Consider the following 16,962-nt stretch of genomic DNA (forward strand, 5'->3'; position numbering starts at 1 on the left):
CTCCACGAACGGCACCACACCGATACGACACCCGCCACCCCTCCCTCTACCGTTGGCCCGTGCTGCCGACCTCCCTCGCCGCCCCGCTCCGCGACGCCCTGCTCGCCGCCGAGTTCACCTACGACGCGGTCAGCGAGCTGCTCGGACCCGAGGCCCACCAGGCCCTGTCCCGCAACGAGACGACGCCGGGCCGGCGCCGTACGACCGACGGCAGCCCCCTGGCGACCTTGGTCCGGCTGTTCCTCCTCCAGACCGCGGTCCCCGTGAGCGACGCGGAGCGGGCGCTGCCCGGCCTGGTGGACCGGCTGGCCAACGCCGGTGCGCTGGCCCAGAGCGTGGGGGAGGTCGCGGCGCGGCTCGACGTCCGGCCCTACGCCTCCGACGAGGGCGACCTGTGGGTCGTCAGCGACCTCACCCCGGGACTCGACGGAGTCGCCACCCAGGTCACCGGCGACTACGTGCTCGGGATCAGCCCCGCGTCCTCCAGCCTCGCCCAGCTGACCCTGCGCCACGACGTCGGCACCGCGCTCGACCTCGGCACCGGCTGCGGCGTGCAGGCGCTGCACCTGGCCACCCACAGCGACCGGGTCGTCGCGACCGACGTCAACCAGCGTGCGCTGGCGATCGCTCGGTTCAACGCGGCCCTCAACGACATCGACGACAAGGTCGACGTCCGCGACGGATCGTTCTTCGCGCCCGTCGCCGGCGAGCGGTTCGACCTGATCGCCACCAACCCGCCGTTCGTCATCTCGCCGGCCACCGGCGAGCGGCTCGTCTACCGCGACTCCGGCCTGCCGGGCGACCAGGTCGTCGAGCACATCGTCCGGCAGGCGCCCGACCACCTCACCGACGGCGGCTGGTGCCAGGTCCTCGCCAACTGGGTGATCGAGAGAGACCGCCCGTGGGACGAGCGGCTCGCCACCTGGCTCCCCGACGAGTGCGACGCCCTCGTCGTCCAGCGCGAGGTGCTCGACCCGGCGTCGTACGTCGAGCTCTGGCTCAAGGACGCCGGGCACCACCCGGCGACCGGTGGCGATCCGGCCGCCTACGCGCAGCGGTACGACACCTGGCTCTCGTGGCTCGAGGAGCAGGGCGTCGGCGGGATCGGGTTCGGCTGGATCAACCTGCGCCGCCGCGCCGGGGCGGCCGCGGGTGCGCTGACGCGCGACCTGCTGGAGTGGCCCTACGACGTCGAGCAGCCGATCGCGCCCGCGATCGCCGCCTGGGCGGACTCGGCGCAGGCCGCTCGGGCGCTCGACGCCGGCACCCGGCTGGTCATCCGCGAGGACGTCTTCCAGGAGAGCAGCGGCCCGGTCGGCGCTGAGGATCCGGCGACCATCGTGCTGCGCCAGCAGCGGGGCCTGCGCCGCGCGCGTCAGGTCGACACGGTGGCCGCGGCGGTGGCCGGCGCGTGCGACGGCGACCTTCCCGTCGGCCCGCTGGTCGACGCGGTCGGGCAACTGCTCGACCGCGATCCGGCCAGCCTGCGGGAGGTCTACCTCCCCGAGCTGGCCGAGCTCGTGGCCGAGGGCTTCCTGGCACCGGCGGACGGGCCGGCGGCATCTACGCTTGGCCCGTGACGAACGCAGGCTGGTACCCCGACCCCGCGGGCGCGCCCGACACCTTCCGCTACTGGGACGGTCAGGCCTGGAGCCAGATGACCACCACCCAGCCCTCCGGCGGCGCCCGGCCCGCTGAGTCGCCCGCGAGTCCGCCGCCCGCCGCGCCCACGCAGTACGGCGCCGTGCCGACGCCGCCCCCTCCGCCGGCCGCCCCCGGTCCCTACGCCCCGCAGCCCCCGCCGCCCGGGCAGGGCGGCTACGCGGGCTATGGCGGCTCCGGGGGCTACGGGGGCTACGGGCAGCCGCAGCAGTGGAGCCCCACCCCGGGCGCGGGCGGCAGCGGCGGCGGCAACAAGACGATCGTCATCGTGATCGCCGCGGTGGTGGCGCTCGTGCTGCTCGGCGTCGGCGGATTCTTCGGTGTCCGCGCGCTCGTCGGTGACGATGGTGACCGTCAGGCCGACGACGACAGCTCGCAGGGCCAGAGGTCCGACGAGTCGGGGGAGCCGGGGCCGAGCGAGGAGTCGTCCAGCACCGTCGAGCCGACCGGCATCCAGTGCACCGGCGGCTCCCCGGCGCCCTCGGAGGACCCCGCCCCGGCGGCCCCGCAGCTCACCGGCGGCGGCCTCTCCATCCCGCGCCAGGCGTCGTACGAGCTGGCGACCGGCGACCAGGTGGCGTTCGCCTTCGCCGACGCCTTCGTGCTGCAGTACACCAACGTCGAGGAGAAGTGGATCAGCCTGACCGGCGTCGGCGGGCTGCCGCGGGCCAACGGCTTCGACGACGTCGCCACCGCCGCCGAGATCGTCATGCAGTGCCTGACCGGCAGCGACAGCGTCTACCGTGGCTTCACCGGCCGCACCGACAAGACCAACGAGGCCATCACCGTCGACGGCAAGCCGGCACACCGGATCACCGCCGAGGTCCGCGTCACCGACCCGGAGATCACCGTCGAGGGCGACCTCACCGACGTCGTCGTCGTGGACACCGGCGACCCGGCGGCGTACGGCCTCTACATCGGCATGGCGGCACTGGGCCACGACGACCTGATCAGCGCCAACGAGGCGGTCATCGGCGAGATCAAGGTCGGCTGACCCTCGACCAGCGGATCGTCGGAGGCCCACTCTGGACGCCGCTCGCGACGGTGCTCGACAGCACGCGCTACCTCCCGGCATCGCGTGCTGTCGAGCACCTGCTGCGCGACGTCGAGAGCGGCCGGCCGCGGCGTTGTCGTCGGTCGCCGGGACTCCGTCCCGTCTCCCTCCTCCGCCTTGCGGACGACCACTCTGGACGTCGCTCGCGACGGTGCTCGACAGCACGCGCTACCGTGAACCGCCGAATCAGGCAGCGCACGAGTAGTAGAGAAGGTCCCTGTGTCCCACAAGTTGGTGATCGTCGAGTCGCCGGCCAAGGCCCGCACCATCGGCGGGTACCTCGGCGACGGCTATGTCGTCGAGTCCTCCATCGGCCACATCCGTGACCTCCCGAACAACGCAGCCGACACCCCGGCGAAGATCAAGGACAAGCCGTGGGGGCGGCTCGCGATCGACGTGGAGAACGGCTTCGAGCCCTACTACGTCGTGCCCCGCGACAAGAAGAGCCACATCTCCAAGCTCAAGAGCCTCCTCAAGGACGCCGACGAGCTCTTCCTCGCCACCGATGAGGACCGCGAGGGGGAGGCGATCGCCTGGCACCTGCTCGACGAGCTGAAGCCGAAGAACATCCCCGTCAAGCGGATGGTCTTCCACGAGATCACCAAGGCCGCCATCCAGGAGGCCGCCGCCAACCCGCGCGAGCTCGACATGGACCTCGTCGAGGCCCAGGAGACGCGCCGTCTCCTCGACCGCCTCTACGGCTACGAGGTCTCCCCGGTGCTGTGGCGCAAGGTCATGTCCGGCCTGTCCGCGGGCCGCGTCCAGTCGGTCGCCACCCGGCTCGTGGTCGACCGCGAGAAGGAGCGGATGGCCTTCCGGGTCGCCTCCTACTGGGACCTCGAGGGCACCTTCGACGCCGGCAGCAAGCACGACCAGCGGATGTTCCCGGCCAAGCTGCACACCATCGACGGCACCCGCGTCGCGTCCGGCTCCAACTTCGGTCCCGACGGCCTGCTCAAGGCGAGGTCGTCGAAGTCGTCGGGGGCCGACGTCGTCCACCTCGACCAGCGCCGCGCCCAGGACCTCGTCGCCGCGCTCGCCGACACGTCGTACGACGTCCGCTCCGTCGAGGCCAAGCCCTACCGCCGCTCGCCGTACCCGCCCTTCCGCACCACCACGCTCCAGCAGGAGGCCAGCCGCAAGCTCGGCATGAGCGCGAGCGTGACGATGAGCGTCGCGCAGCGGCTCTACGAGAACGGCTTCATCACCTACATGCGAACCGACAGCACCACGCTGTCGGGCAGCGCCATCGGTGCGGCGCGGGCGCAGGTCCAGGAGCTGTACGGCGGCGAGTACCTCCCCGACGCCCCCCGTACCTACGCCAGCAAGGTCAAGAACGCCCAGGAGGCGCACGAGGCGATCCGCCCCGCCGGCGACTCCTTCCGCACCCCGGCGCAGACCGGGCTGACCGGCGACCAGTTCCGGCTCTACGAGCTGATCTGGATGCGCACCGTCGCCTCGCAGATGAAGGACGCCGTCGGCCAGTCGGTGACCATCCGCCTGGGCGGCGCCGCCAGCACGGGCGAGGACGTCGTCTTCTCCGCCTCCGGTCGCGTGATCACCTTCCACGGCTTCCTCAAGGCCTACGTCGAGGGCACCGACGACAACGCCGCGAAGGACGACCAGGAGACCCGCCTGCCCAACCTGGCCGAGGGCGACGCCGTGTCCGCGGCGTCGCTGTCCGCCAACGGGCACGAGACGAAGCCGCCGGCCCGCTACACCGAGGCGACGCTGATCAAGGAGCTCGAGGACCGGCAGATCGGCCGCCCGTCGACGTACGCCTCGATCATCGGCACGATCCTCAACCGCGGCTACGTCTACAAGAAGGGCACGGCGCTGGTGCCGGCCTGGATCGCGTTCTCCGTGGTGCGGCTGCTGACCGAGCACTTCACGCGGCTCATCGACTACGACTTCACCGCGAGCATGGAGGACGTGCTCGACGACATCGCGCGCGGCGACAAGAGCCGGGTCACGGAGCTGAGCGAGTTCTACTACGGCTCCGACCAGCTCGCGGGCCTCAAGCGGCTCGTCGACGACCTCGGCGACATCGACGCCAAGGCGCTGGCGACGTTCCCGGTCGGCGACCCGGACGAGGGCATCGTGCTGCGGGTCGGCAAGTACGGCCCCTATCTGGAGGGTCCCGGCGACGACGGCGCGCCGGCCGGCAAGCGGGCCAACGTGCCCGACGACCTCCCGCCGGACGAGCTGACCCTCGAGAAGGCCAAGGAGCTGCTGGCCAACCCGTCGGGCGAGGAGATCGACCTCGGCGTCCACCCGGAGACGGGGCTGCAGGTGGTGGCCAAGAACGGCCGCTACGGGCCCTACGTCACCGAGCTCCTGCCCGAGGACGCTCCCAAGTCCGCGAAGCCGCGCACCGGCTCGCTGTTCAAGTCGATGTCTCTCGACACCATCACGCTCGAGGAAGCGATGAGGTTGCTGTCGCTGCCGCGCGTGGTCGGCGCCGGCGAGGACGGCGAGGAGATCACCGCCCAGAACGGCCGCTACGGGCCGTACCTCAAGAAGGGCACCGACTCCCGCTCGCTCACCAGCGAGGACCAGATCTTCGGCATCACCCTCGACGAGGCGCTCAAGATCTACAGCCAGCCCAAGCAGCGCGGCCGCGCCGCCGCCGCGCCGCCGCTCAAGGAGCTCGGCAACGACCCGGTCTCCGGGCAGCCGATCGTGGTGAAGGCCGGGCGCTTCGGTGAGTACGTCACCGACGGCGAGTACAACGCCACCCTGCGCAAGGACGACTCGGTCGAGGCGATCACCCTCGAGCGGGCCGCCGAGCTGCTCGCCGAGCGGCGGGCGAAGGGCCCGGCCAAGAAGGCCGCGAAGCGCGGGGCGAAGAAGACCGCCGCCAAGAAGACCACGGCCAAGAAGACGACCGCCAAGAAGACGGCGGCGAAGAAGACAGCGGCCAAGAAGACGGCGGCCAAGAAGAAGTGACCCGGCCGGTGGTCGAGCCTCGAAACCACCCGTGTCGCACCCGTCGTCTAGGTTCGTCCCCGTGACCCGCTACCCCGGCCAGTACGCCGACGCCGGCGTCTTCGTGTGCTTCGAGGGCGGCGAGGGCGGCGGCAAGTCGACCCAGTCGCGGCTGCTGCGCGACCGGCTGGCGGAGCGGGGCTATTGCGTCCGGCTCACCCACGAGCCCGGCGACACCCCGGTCGGCAAGGACCTGCGCCGGATCGTGCTCAGCCCCGAGACCGGAGCGCTGGCCGACAAGACCGAGTTCCTGCTGTACGCCGCCGACAAGGCCGAGCACGTCGAGACGCTGGTGCGGCCGGCGCTGGCGCGCGGCGAGGTGGTCGTCACCGACCGCTACGTCGACTCGACCCTCGCCTACCAGGGAGCGGGCCGCGCTCTCGACGCCGGCGAGCTCGAGGAGATCTCCCGCTGGGCGACCGGCGACCTGCGCCCCCACCTCACCGTGGTGCTCGACCTCGAGCCGGAGGAGGGCCTGGGCCGCTTCGAGGGCCGCGACCGGATCGAGGGCGAGGGGCTGGCGTTCCACCAGCGGGTGCGGCAGTCGTTCCTCGATCTCGCGCAGAGCGACCCGGATCACTACCTCGTCCTCGACGCCCGGGCGGCGATCGAGGACATCGCGGCGCAGATCGCGCGGCGCGTCGAGCCGCTGCTCGCCCGGGCCCGGAGGTCCGTGCCGTGACCGTGTGGGACACCCTGGTGGGCCAGCGCCACGTCATCACCGCGCTCCGCAGCGCCGTCGCGGGCCAGGGGATGACCCATGCGTGGCTGTTCACCGGCCCCCCCGGCTCCGGCCGGTCCAACGCGGCCGTCGCCTTCGCCGCGGCCCTCCAGTGCGTGCAGGACGGGCTCGGCCCGGACTGCCCCGACGGCTGCCACTCGTGTCACACCGTGCTGGCCGGCTCCCACGCCGACGTCGCGGTGATCCGCACCGCGAAGCTGTCCATCGGCGTCGACGAGGTCCGCGAGCTGGTGCGCCGCGCCTCGCTGAGCCCGATGGGCGATCGCTGGCAGATCCTCATCGTCGAGGACGCCGACCGGCTCACCGAGCAGGCGTGCAACGCGCTGCTCAAGGCGATCGAGGAGCCCAACGGACGCACCTTGTGGATGCTGTGCGCGCCGACCGTCGAGGACGTCCTGCCGACCATCCGCTCGCGTTGCCGCCTGGTCACCCTCTCGACGCCGACGGCCGAGGAGGTCGCCGGGTTCCTGGTCGCGCGCGGAGTGGCGGAGCCGCTGGCGTCGTACGCCGCGCGCGCCAGCCAGGGCCACATCGGCCGGGCCCGCGCGCTCGCGCTCGACGAGGCCGTGCGCACCCGGCGCCAGGAGGTCGTGTCGATGCCGGCGCGGCTGACCAGTCTCGGTCGGTGCATGGACGCCGCCACCCGGCTCGCCACGACCGCGAAGGAGGAGGCCGACGCGATCACCGCGGAGCTCGACGCGCGCGAGAAGACCGACCTCGACGCGTCGTACGGCGTGGTCGAGCGGGGCCGCCGCCCGCGGGAGTACGGTCCGGCCCTCGCGGCCCGCGAGAAGGGCCAGCGGACCCGGGCCAAGAGGCGCCACCTCGACGTCGTCGACCGCGGGCTGACCGACCTGATGTCGGTCTACCGCGACGCGATCGCGCTCGCCTGCGGCGCCCCCGGCGCGCTGGTCAACGAGGAGATCCGCGACCAGGTCGAGTCGATCGTGGAGACGTCCACGCCGGAGCTCAACCTGCGTCGGATCGGGTGGATCTTCGCTGCGCGGGAGCAGATGCTGGAGTTCAACGTCCCGGTGGCCTTGGCCCTGGAGTCGATGATGGTGGCGCTGAAGGTGCCACAACGGTGACCCTGGGCGACCCGGACCGACCGATGCTGAGGAGAACGGCGTGAGCAAGCGGACCCTGATCGTCCTGGTCGTCAGCCTCTGGGTGTTGGTGATCGCCGGTGCCGCGGCCGCCGGCATCGTCCTGCTCAGGGACGACTCCGACAGCGACGGCGCGAAGGGCGGCGACCGCGCCGCCGAGCCGGCCCCCACCGAGGGCCCGGACGGGCGCAGCCTCGAGGACTTCTACGGCCAGAGGATCACCTGGACCCGCTGCGACCAGAACGAGTGCGGCACCCTCGAGGTGCCCGTCGACTACCAGAACCCCGGCGACGGCTCGATCAAGCTCGCGGTCGAGCGCACCCGCGCCACCGGCGACCGGATCGGCTCGCTGGTCGTCAACCCGGGCGGCCCCGGAGCCCCCGGGACCGACACCGCCAAGGACGCGGACTTCTACTTCGCCCAGGAGCTGCGGGCGGCGTACGACATCGTCGGGTTCGACCCGCGCGGCACCGGCGACTCGGCGCCCGTCGACTGCCTGACCGACGACGCCCTCGACGCCTACGTCGCCGCCGACCCCGACCCCGACACCCCGGAGGAGGTCGCGACCGCGAAGGACAACTCCGAGCAGTTCTGGAGCGGCTGCCAGGCGCGCTCCGGCGCCGTCGGCGGCCACGTCAGCACCGTCGAGGCGGCGCGCGACATGGACGTCCTGCGCGCCGCGCTCGGTGAGGACCAGCTCGACTACTTCGGCTTCTCCTACGGCACCCGCCTCGGCGCGACGTACGCCGAGCTGTTCCCCGACAAGGTCGGCCGGCTGGCGCTCGACGGCGCCGTGGACCCCTCGCTCTCGCCGCGTGAGGGCGCGTTGAGCCAGGCCAAGGGCTTCGAGACCGCCCTGCGCTCCTACCTGCAGAACTGCGTCGACGAGGGCAGCTGCTTCCTCGGCGCCAGCGTCGACGCCGGCCTGAGGACCATCACCGACCTGCTCGCCGCCATCGACGCGAAGCCGCTGCCGACCAAGGACCCGGAGGGCCGCGACCTGAGCGTCGGGCTGGCGTTCTACGGCCTGATCCTGCCGCTCTACAGCGAGGAGAACTGGCCCTACCTCGACGACGCCCTCAAGCAGGCGATCGACGGCGACGGCTCCACCCTGCTCTTCCTCGCCGACACCTACGGCTCGCGCCAGAACGGCACCTACACCGACAACAGCCTCGAGGCCATCTCGGTGATCAACTGCCTCGACGACCCGTGGTCGATCACCCCCGACCAGGTTCCCGGCCAGTTCCCCGACTTCGAGAAGGCCTCGCCCACCTTCGGCGACGTCTTCGCCTGGGGCCTCACCGCCTGCAACGGGATCCCCTTCACCTCCACCGACGAGCCGGACCTGAAGATCGACGGCTCCGGCGCCGCCCCCATCGTCGTCCTCGGTACGACGCGCGACCCCGCCACGCCGTACGAGGAGGCCGTGGCGATGGCCGACCAGCTCGAGTCCGGAGTCCTGATCAGCCGCGACGGCGACGGCCACACCGCCTACAACAAGGGCAACGCCTGCGTCGACGACGCCGTGCACGGCTACCTGCTCGAGGGCACCGTCCCCCAGGACGGCCTCACCTGCTGAGTCGGGTCGAACGGCGCGCCCCGCGCCCCGGATTCCACCGTCGGGCACCCGCCCCGGTATGCTTCCGCGGTCGCCGGTCACACCGGCGGCGGCGCCGCCTTAGCTCAGTCGGTAGAGCGAATCACTCGTAATGATTAGGTCGTCGGTTCGATTCCGACAGGCGGCTCCAGAGATGTCTCGGGACATCGACCATTGCCAGGTCATCGACAGCGCGCAGCCACGTGATCGTGGGCGATCGCTGCCGCCGGGTGGCCGCGATCACCCACGATCAGCCACCATCGGCCGCACGTGCGGCTCCGGCGCTGTCGTCCGCGGGTCGTCGCGGGCCGTTGCTCACCCGACCGAGACGTAGGTGACCCGGCAGCAGTCTCCGTCCGGGCAGCAGCGGGTGACGGTGCCGCCCGAGCGCCGGATGCGCGCCAGCTCGGCGATCAGCGACGTGAGGGGCACGACGATCGTCTGCCAGTTCATCGCGGGCCCGCCTCGGTTGTGCGGTGGTTGCTCATCGAGATCACCTCGGTCGGTCGGTGCTGGTCCTCCAGTGAAGCCCCGGCCGAGGGGCCGCGCGCTGCGCATCTCGGCCAGTCGGACACCTCGTCGTTGGCCCGGACGAGCAGGCCTGCCCGAATGTCCAACCACCCCTGCCAAGTTGTACAGAACGCGCATCTTCCCGGTGTGACCGGCGCCACGAGAGTGATCCTGCTCGCTCCAAGCCACGGCCCGACGACAGGGAGAGACATGACCAGCGCACTGCACGCTCCGCAGCTGATCTTCGACAGTCAGATGCTGTACCTCGTCTGGATCCCCGCGGAGCCGGACACCGTCGCCAAGCTCGTCCCCGAGGGCCTGACGCCCCGCGCGGACGGCGCCGTCTACCTCAACCAGTACGTCGTGCGCGACGGCTCGCAGACGTCCAACGGCGCCGAGCCGGTGGATGCGTTCGGCGCGTACTCCCTCACCTACCTCGGTGCCGACCTCGCCGGCCTCGACACCGAGGCCGGGGTGCCGGCCCGCTGGTGGACGCACTACTACAACAGCTCCGAGGCGATGAACCGGTACGCCGCCGAGCGTGGCGTGCCCACCGGAGGCGGTCGGACGACGCTCGAGGTCGACGGCGGCCGGGTCGAGGCGACGACGTACCTCGACGACAAGCCGGTCATCCGCACGGTGGCCCGGGTCGAGGACGGCCCGACGGTCCGCTCGACCGGCCAGCTGCGCTACATCACGCGCGGCCAGGACGGCGGCTTCACCAGCGGGCGCTACCCCTTCGTCGCGGACCTGGCGAGCGGCTTCGTCGTCGAGTCCTTGGAGTTCGTCGACCCCGACCACGAGCTCCACGCCTTCCGCCCGGCCGACCCGCTGCAGGTCACCTTCGGCTTCTACTCCCCGAGCATCACCTTCTGCTACCCGGGCGGCGAAGGCCCCCTCGGCAGCTTCCACGGCAGCTGATCCAGCCCAACCAACAGGAGACAACTGACATGGCACTACTGGAACGAAGCGCCTGGTACGACCTCGCGCGTTCGACCGAGTGGACCCCGTCCTACATCTCGCAGGACGAGCTCTTCCCGCCCGAGATGTCGGGCGGCGAGGGCATCCCGGCCGAGGTGTGGTCGACCTACGACGAGCCCTACAAGGTCACCTATCGCGAGTACGTCGACGTCCAGCGTCAGAAGGACGAGGGCGCCTACTCGGTCAAGGCCGCGCTCGAGCGGGCCGACCTCTACAACAAGGCCGACCCGGGCTGGATCTCCATCCTCAAGGAGCACTACGCCGCGGTCGCCCTCGTGGAGTACGGCGCGTCCTTCCAGGAGGCCCGCTACGTGCGCTGGTCCAAGGCGCCGGGCATGCGCAACATGGCGACCTTCGGGATGCTCGACGAGATGCGGCACGGGCAGATCCAGCTCTACTTCCCGCACGAGTACATCGGCAAGGACCGTCAGTTCGACTGGTCGCACCAGATGATGTGGTCGAACAACTGGGTCGCCCTGGGCGCGCGGCACTTCTTCGACGACATGCTGATGACGCGCGGCGCGGCGGAGACGTCGATCTCGGCGAACTTCGCCTTCGAGACCGGCTTCACCAACCTGCAGTTCATCGGCCTGTCGGGCGATGCCGCCAACGCCGGCGACTTCACCTTCTCCAAGCTGATCCAGTCGATCCAGTCCGACGAGGCGCGGCACGCGCAGCTCGGCACGCCGCTGCTGCAGATGATGATCGAGAACGGTCAGAAGGCCAAGGCCCAGAACCTCATCGACATCGCGTTCTGGCGCTCGTACCGGCTCTTCACGATCCTGTCGGGCATCCCGATGGACTACTACGTCCCGCTCGAGGTGCGTGAGTCCTCCTTCAAGGAGTTCATGGAGGAGTGGATCGTCACCCAGTTCATGAAGTCGATCGAGGACCTCGGGCTGTCGAAGCCGTGGTATTGGGACATCTTCCTGCGCGACCTCGACGAGCACCACCACGGCCAGCACCTCGGCACCTACTCGTGGCGGCCGACCCTGTGGTGGAACCCCGCCGCCGGTGTCAGCCCGGAGGAGCGGGACTGGCTGGAGGAGAAGTACCCCGGCTGGAACGACACCTTCGGCAAGGTCTGGGACGTCATGATCGACAACTTCGTCAGCGGCCGGCCCGAGAAGACCGTGCCGGGGACGCTGCCGATGATCTGCAACGTCTCCCAGCTGCCGATCGTCGGCACCCCGGGCGTCTCGCTCAAGGACACCAGCATCGTGTTCGAGGGGCGCAAGTACCACTTCGCCTCCGAGGTGGACAAGTGGATCTTCGAGCAGGACCCGGAGCGCTACAAGCACCACAAGAACCTGATCGACCGGTTCCTGGGCGGCGAGATCCAGCCCGCCAACCTCGACGGCGTCCTGGAGTACATGGGCCTCGGCGTGATCAGCCCCGGCGGCGACGACGCCCACGGCTACGCCTGGCTCGAGGCCTACAAGACCGCGCTGGCTCCGGCCGGCTGAGAGAGGAGATCGTCATGGCACTGTTCCCCATCTCCTCGAAGTTCGAGGGCGACTTCGTGCTCAAGCTCGTTCCCGTCGACACCGAGAACACGATGGCCGAGGTGGCCGCCGCGGCCGCCGAGCACTCGGTCGGCGTGCACGTCCCCGACCAGCCCGGCCGGCCGATCCGCGCCCGCGCGGAGGGTTCGACCGAGGCCTACCCCCTGGACATGAAGCTGTCCGAGACCGGCCTGGGACCGACCGACACGGTCGAGTTCTACTTCGAGTGAGGGAGCCCGAGATGACCAACCACACTCCCGGCGGCCTGCCGCCGATCGCCGATCCGGTCGGTCCCGTCGTCCAGGCCGGCGAGCTCGCCGACGCCGTCGCCGAGGCGGTCCGCATCGACAACGACGACAAGCGCGTCGACGTACGCAGCCGCGGGTCCTACGTCCGCATCGAGGTGGAGGGCGGCGAGTGCATCCTGCGCCGCACCACCATCGAGGAGCAGCTCGGCCGGCCCTTCAAGATGCGCGACCTCGAGGTCAGCATGCCGTCCTTCGTCGGGCGCATCGAGACCGGCACCGAGCAGTTCCGATTCTGGCTCGGGCAGCGGCCAGGCGCCGCGCAGACCGACACCGAGCCCACCACTCAGGAGGTTCCCGCATGACCACCGCACCCCTGGCTCTTCGCCCGCAGAAGACCTGGAGCCACCTCGCGGCGCGGCGCCGCAAGCCCAGCGAGTACGAGATCGTCTCGACCAACCTGCTGTGGCACATGCGCGACCAGGAGCAGCCCTGGGACGTCGCCCACGAGGGCCCGATGGCCGACTGGTACCGCAAGTACCGCAACGGCAGCGCCGTCCAGCACGAGGACTGGGACGGCTTCCGCGACCCCGACGAGCTCGTCTACCGCACCTACAACATCCTCCAGGACGGTCAGGAGACCTACGTCCAGGGCCTCCTCGACCAGCACAACGACGAGGAGCACGACAAGGGCCTCGACGCGGAGTGGGTGCGCAGCCTCGCCGCGCACTACGCCCCGGGCCGCTATCTCCTGCACACCGTGCAGATGGCGAGCGCCTATCTCGTGCACATGTCGCCGGCGAGCACGATCAGCAACTGTGCGGCCTTCCAGTCCGCCGACCAGCTGCGCTGGGTCTCCCACGTCGCCTACCGCACCGCCGAGCTCGCCCAGACCCACCCGTCGTACGGGCTGGGCACGGCCGAGCGCTCGCACTGGGAGGAGCTGCCGGCCTGGCAGCGCTTCCGCGAGCTGATGGAGTGCGTGCTCGCGACGCGGGACTGGGCCGAGGCGTTCGTGGCGCTCAACCTGGTCGCCAAGCCGGCGATCGACGAGGCGTTCTACCGCCAGCAGGGCATCAGCGCGCGCCGGCAGGGCGACACCCTGTTCGCCCTCGCCGCCGAGGCGGCGCTGCGTGACAGCGAGCGCTCGCGCCGCTGGTCGGTCGAGCTGGTGCGGCACCTGGCCCAGCGCCCCGAGAACGTGCTGGTCGTCGAGCAGTGGATCGACCGGTGGGTGCCGCTGGCCGACGCGGCGATCGAGGCGTTCTGCTCGGAGCTGCCGGACAACCCCGACGCCACGAGCAACGCGATCGCGGCGACCCGGACCTTCCGCAACTCCCTCCCGCTGCGGGGCTGAGCATGAGCCGCTCGGAGGTCGCCACCCGCACCTTCCAGGTGCGCGACGGGGAGACCCGCCGGTTCGACTGCACGGACGGGGACACGCTGTTGCGGGCCGCGCTCCGCGCAGGGGTGCCCGCGACCTACGAGTGCAACAGCGGCGGCTGCGGGAGCTGCAAGTTCACGCTGAGCGACGGTGAGGTCCGGCAGGTGCAGGAGTCGCCTGCCGGCCTCACCGAGCGCGACCGCCGCAAGGGCCGGCTCCTCGCCTGCCAGTCCGTCCCGACGTCCGACTGCACGGTCTCCCTGCTGGTCGATCCCGTCGACAGCGGTCTGCCGGCGCCGGTACGCCGACGGGCCGAGATCGTCGACGCGCGGATGCTCACGCACGACCTGCGGGAGCTCACGATCTCCATCGGCGTCGACGCGACCTTCCTGCCCGGACAGTTCGCGATGCTGCGCCGTCCGGACGGCGAGGAGCGGGCGTACTCGATGTCGAACCTGCCCGGCGAGGGCGTGTGGCAGATCCAGATCAAGCGGGTGCCCGGTGGCGCCGAGTCCGGTGCCTTCGTCGATGACCTCGGCGTGGGCGACCGGATCGAGGTCGACGGCCCCTACGGCCACGCCCACTTCCGGCCGACCGGGCGCGACGTCGTCTGCATCGCCGGCGGGTCGGGCCTGGCGCCGATGGTGTCGGTCGCCCGCGGGCTCGCCGCCTCGGACGGCGCCGCCGAGCGGCGCCTGCACTTCTTCTACGGCGGGCGAGCGGCACGCGACCTGTGCGCGGGCGAGTTCGTCGCCGAGCTCGCCGGGGAGCTGGCCGAGGTGACCCTGGTCGACGTCATCTCCGACGAGGTGCCGCCCGACTGGGCCGGCGCCCGCGGCTTCGTCCACGAGGCGGTCGCGACCGCCGGACTCTCCGACCTCGCCGACCGCGACATCTACGTGGCCGGCCCCCCGCCGATGACCGACGCCGTCGTCCGCCTCCTCGTGCGCGAGCTGCAGGTCCCCGTCGGCCAGATCCACTACGACCGATTCTTCTAGGAGACAAGACCGATGGCATTCCAGCTCGTGACCACCCTGGACGACCTGTGGGAAGGCGACATGGAGTCGTTCGACGTCGGGGACAAGGAGATCCTCGTCGCCCACCTCGAGGGCGGTGAGGTGGTCGCCACCCAGGCGATCTGCCCGCACCAGCAGATCGAGCTCGTCGAGGGCGAGCTCGAGGGCGCCGAGCTCACCTGCAAGGCCCACCTGTGGCAGTTCGACCTGCGCTCCTGCAAGGGCATCAACCCGGGCCACACCGAGATCGCCCGCTACCCGGTGCGCGTCGACGGGGACGACGTGTACGTCGATCCCGACGGCGACACCCCCCGCATCGCGCACTCCTGAGCCGACCCCCACCCCAGAGGAGAGACATCGTGCCCTTCATCCGCATCGACATGTTCCCCGGCCGCACCCTCGAGCAGAAGCGCGAGCTGGCGGAGGTCCTGACCCGCGAGGTCAGCCGGATCGCCAAGTGCAAGCCGGAGACCATCAACTTCATCTTCACCGACGTCTCCCGCGAGGACTGGGGCCGCAACGGCTCCCTCTTCTGCGACGAGTACGAGTACGAGAACGACCCCGAGGACGCGCCCGCGGACACCTCCGTGCAGAGCAGCTGAGCTCGCGCACCACGACCGATCCACCACCCCAGCCTCCACACCACAAGGAGAACCACCATGGTCAGCCTCAACTCCGACATGGGCGAAGCCTTCGGGATCCACTCGTTCGGCCACGACGACGCGCTGGTCAAGCTCATCGACACGGCCAACGTCGCCTGCGGCTTCCACGCCGGCGACCCGACCGGCATCCGCGAGACGGTCCAGAAGGCGGCCGCCGCCGGCATCACCGTCGGCGCCCACCCCGGCCTGCCGGACCTGGTCGGCTTCGGCCGCCGCGAGATGAAGCTGCAGCGCGACGAGACCGCGGACCTGGTCCGCTACCAGGTCGGCGCGCTCGTCGGCTTCCTCGCCGACGAGGGCCTGCCCCTCGACCACATCAAGCCGCACGGCGCCCTCTATGGCATGGCCGCCCGCGACGAGGACATCATGGACGCCATCTGCGACGTGGCGGTTCAGTACGAGGTCCCGGTGTTCGGCATGGCCGGCACCGCGCACGAGCGCGTCGCACAGAAGCGCGGGGTCCCGTTCGTCGCCGAGTTCTACGTCGACCTCGGCTACCGCGCCGACGGCAGCCTCATCATCGCGCGCCGGCCCCGGGCCACCCCGGTCGAGGAGGCACGGGCCCGGGCGCTGAAGGCCCTGAGCGAGGGCCTCGCCACCGCCGACACCGGCGAGGACTTCCCGATGCGCGTCGACTCCGTCTGCGTGCACTCCGACACCCCCAACGCGGTCGAGGTGACCGAGGCGGTCCGGGCCGTCATCGACTCCCTCGCGGCCCCCGCGATCTGAGAGGAACGACCACCATGAGCGAACACGCCGTGACATCGCCACTCCCGGGCGTCTTCTACCGCTGCCCGTCGCCGGGCGAGCCGCCGTTCGTCGAGGACGGCGCGGCGGTGGAGTCCGGACAGGTGATCGGGCTCGTCGAGATCATGAAGCAGTTCACCGAGATCCGCGCCGACGCGGCGGGTGTCCTCAGCTTCGAGGTCGACGACCTCGGCATGGTGGAGCCCGGCGCCACCATCGCGGTCGTGAAGGAGGGATGACGATGCTGCGCAAGATCCTCATCGCCAACCGCGGCGAGATCGCCGTCCGCATCGCCCGGGCCGCTCGGGAGCTCGGGATCGCGACGGTGGCCGTCTACAGCGAGGCCGACAAGCACGCCGTGCACGTCAAGGTCGCGGACGAGGCCATCCACATCGGCCCCGCGCCCGCAGGCGCCAGCTACCTCAACGTCCCGGCCCTCCTCGAGGTGATCAAGGAGGCCAAGGTCGACGGCGTGCACCCGGGCTACGGCTTCCTCAGCGAGAACGCCGACTTCGCCGAGGCGGTCGCCGCGGCCGGGGTGACCTGGATCGGCCCGGATGCGGAGTCGATCCGGCAGATGGGCGACAAGGTGGTGGCGCGCTCGCGCGCCCAGGCGGCCGGCGTGCCCACGGTGCCGGGCTCCGACGGCGAGGTCCACGACCTCCCCGAGGCGCTCGCCGTCGCCGAGGTCACCGGCTACCCGCTGGCCATCAAGGCGGGCGCGGGTGGCGGCGGCCGCGGCATCCGCGTCGTCCAGGACGAG

At 71.1% G+C, this 16,962-nt stretch carries 18 protein-coding genes and 1 tRNA gene; 18 read left to right on the plus strand and 1 reads right to left on the minus strand.

Annotated features, from left to right (window positions below; all coding sequences use genetic code 11):
* Window positions 1-59: 59 nt before the first annotated feature.
* From FHP29_RS15560 to FHP29_RS15590, 7 genes are all read left to right on the plus strand, one after another.
* Window positions 60-1,580, plus strand: coding sequence for a DUF7059 domain-containing protein (locus FHP29_RS15560; protein ID WP_139623751.1), 1,521 nt, complete (start codon window positions 60-62; stop codon window positions 1,578-1,580).
* Complete coding sequence (locus FHP29_RS22260; RefSeq protein ID WP_139623752.1) at window positions 1,577-2,656, plus strand: DUF2510 domain-containing protein; 1,080 nt, start codon at window positions 1,577-1,579, stop codon at window positions 2,654-2,656. Before FHP29_RS15560 ends, FHP29_RS22260 begins: the two co-directional genes overlap by 4 nt.
* Window positions 2,657-2,935: 279 nt before the next feature.
* Complete coding sequence (topA, locus tag FHP29_RS15570) at window positions 2,936-5,665, plus strand: type I DNA topoisomerase (RefSeq protein ID WP_139623753.1); 2,730 nt, start codon at window positions 2,936-2,938, stop codon at window positions 5,663-5,665.
* 61 nt (window positions 5,666-5,726) lie between these two features.
* On the plus strand, window positions 5,727-6,386 hold the full coding sequence (gene tmk / locus FHP29_RS15575) for a dTMP kinase (RefSeq protein WP_139623754.1): 660 nt from the start codon (window positions 5,727-5,729) through the stop codon (window positions 6,384-6,386).
* The gene (locus FHP29_RS15580; RefSeq protein ID WP_139623755.1) at window positions 6,383-7,534 is read left to right on the plus strand and encodes a DNA polymerase III subunit delta'; all 1,152 of its coding nucleotides are present in this window, start codon (window positions 6,383-6,385) and stop codon (window positions 7,532-7,534) included. The genes tmk and FHP29_RS15580 overlap by 4 nt, the downstream gene beginning before the upstream one ends.
* 40 nt (window positions 7,535-7,574) lie before the next feature.
* Window positions 7,575-9,131, plus strand: a complete 1,557-nt coding sequence (locus FHP29_RS15585) for an alpha/beta hydrolase (RefSeq protein ID WP_205014153.1) — start codon at window positions 7,575-7,577, stop codon at window positions 9,129-9,131.
* Between the two features lie 93 nt (window positions 9,132-9,224).
* Window positions 9,225-9,300 (plus strand) — tRNA-Thr (locus FHP29_RS15590).
* Window positions 9,301-9,464: 164 nt separating this feature from the next.
* Here FHP29_RS15590 and FHP29_RS21780 read toward each other — a convergent pair.
* Window positions 9,465-9,602, minus strand: a complete 138-nt coding sequence (locus FHP29_RS21780) for a hypothetical protein (protein ID WP_158296588.1) — start codon at window positions 9,600-9,602, stop codon at window positions 9,465-9,467.
* 267 nt (window positions 9,603-9,869) lie between these two features.
* Between FHP29_RS21780 and FHP29_RS15595 the strand changes: the two genes are divergently transcribed.
* The 11 genes from FHP29_RS15595 to FHP29_RS22835 form a co-directional block, all read left to right on the plus strand.
* A complete protein-coding gene (locus FHP29_RS15595; protein WP_139623756.1) occupies window positions 9,870-10,580 on the plus strand; it encodes a hypothetical protein in 711 nt (236 codons plus the stop codon).
* A gap of 29 nt (window positions 10,581-10,609) precedes the next feature.
* Window positions 10,610-12,106, plus strand: a complete 1,497-nt coding sequence (locus tag FHP29_RS15600; RefSeq protein ID WP_139623757.1) for a YHS domain-containing protein — start codon at window positions 10,610-10,612, stop codon at window positions 12,104-12,106.
* 14 nt (window positions 12,107-12,120) lie between these two features.
* Window positions 12,121-12,375, plus strand: a complete 255-nt coding sequence (locus tag FHP29_RS15605) for a toluene-4-monooxygenase system B family protein (RefSeq protein WP_139623758.1) — start codon at window positions 12,121-12,123, stop codon at window positions 12,373-12,375.
* A gap of 11 nt (window positions 12,376-12,386) precedes the next feature.
* Window positions 12,387-12,755: an MmoB/DmpM family protein gene (locus tag FHP29_RS15610; protein WP_139623759.1), complete on the plus strand. Its 369-nt coding sequence runs from the start codon at window positions 12,387-12,389 to the stop codon at window positions 12,753-12,755.
* The gene (locus FHP29_RS15615) at window positions 12,752-13,747 is read left to right on the plus strand and encodes a ferritin family protein (protein WP_139623760.1); all 996 of its coding nucleotides are present in this window, start codon (window positions 12,752-12,754) and stop codon (window positions 13,745-13,747) included. Before FHP29_RS15610 ends, FHP29_RS15615 begins: the two co-directional genes overlap by 4 nt.
* A 2-nt stretch (window positions 13,748-13,749) precedes the next feature.
* Window positions 13,750-14,772: a 2Fe-2S iron-sulfur cluster-binding protein gene (locus FHP29_RS15620; RefSeq protein ID WP_139623761.1), complete on the plus strand. Its 1,023-nt coding sequence runs from the start codon at window positions 13,750-13,752 to the stop codon at window positions 14,770-14,772.
* A 12-nt stretch (window positions 14,773-14,784) separates the two neighbouring features.
* Entirely contained in the window at window positions 14,785-15,120 is a 336-nt protein-coding gene (locus FHP29_RS15625; RefSeq protein ID WP_139623762.1) for a Rieske 2Fe-2S domain-containing protein, read from the plus strand.
* A gap of 26 nt (window positions 15,121-15,146) precedes the next feature.
* The gene (locus FHP29_RS15630) at window positions 15,147-15,392 is read left to right on the plus strand and encodes a tautomerase family protein (protein ID WP_275669451.1); all 246 of its coding nucleotides are present in this window, start codon (window positions 15,147-15,149) and stop codon (window positions 15,390-15,392) included.
* A gap of 57 nt (window positions 15,393-15,449) precedes the next feature.
* Window positions 15,450-16,181, plus strand: coding sequence for a 5-oxoprolinase subunit PxpA (gene pxpA / locus FHP29_RS15635; RefSeq protein ID WP_139623764.1), 732 nt, complete (start codon window positions 15,450-15,452; stop codon window positions 16,179-16,181).
* 14 nt (window positions 16,182-16,195) lie between these two features.
* The gene (locus tag FHP29_RS15640; RefSeq protein ID WP_139623765.1) at window positions 16,196-16,438 is read left to right on the plus strand and encodes an acetyl-CoA carboxylase; all 243 of its coding nucleotides are present in this window, start codon (window positions 16,196-16,198) and stop codon (window positions 16,436-16,438) included.
* Window positions 16,435-16,962: biotin carboxylase N-terminal domain-containing protein (locus tag FHP29_RS22835; protein WP_275669450.1), on the plus strand; the 528-nt coding region annotated here is incomplete at its 3' end. The genes FHP29_RS15640 and FHP29_RS22835, both read left to right, overlap by 4 nt.

It is taken from the genome of Nocardioides albidus, assembly GCF_006335005.1.
In the GTDB taxonomy this organism is placed as follows: domain Bacteria; phylum Actinomycetota; class Actinomycetes; order Propionibacteriales; family Nocardioidaceae; genus Nocardioides; species Nocardioides albidus.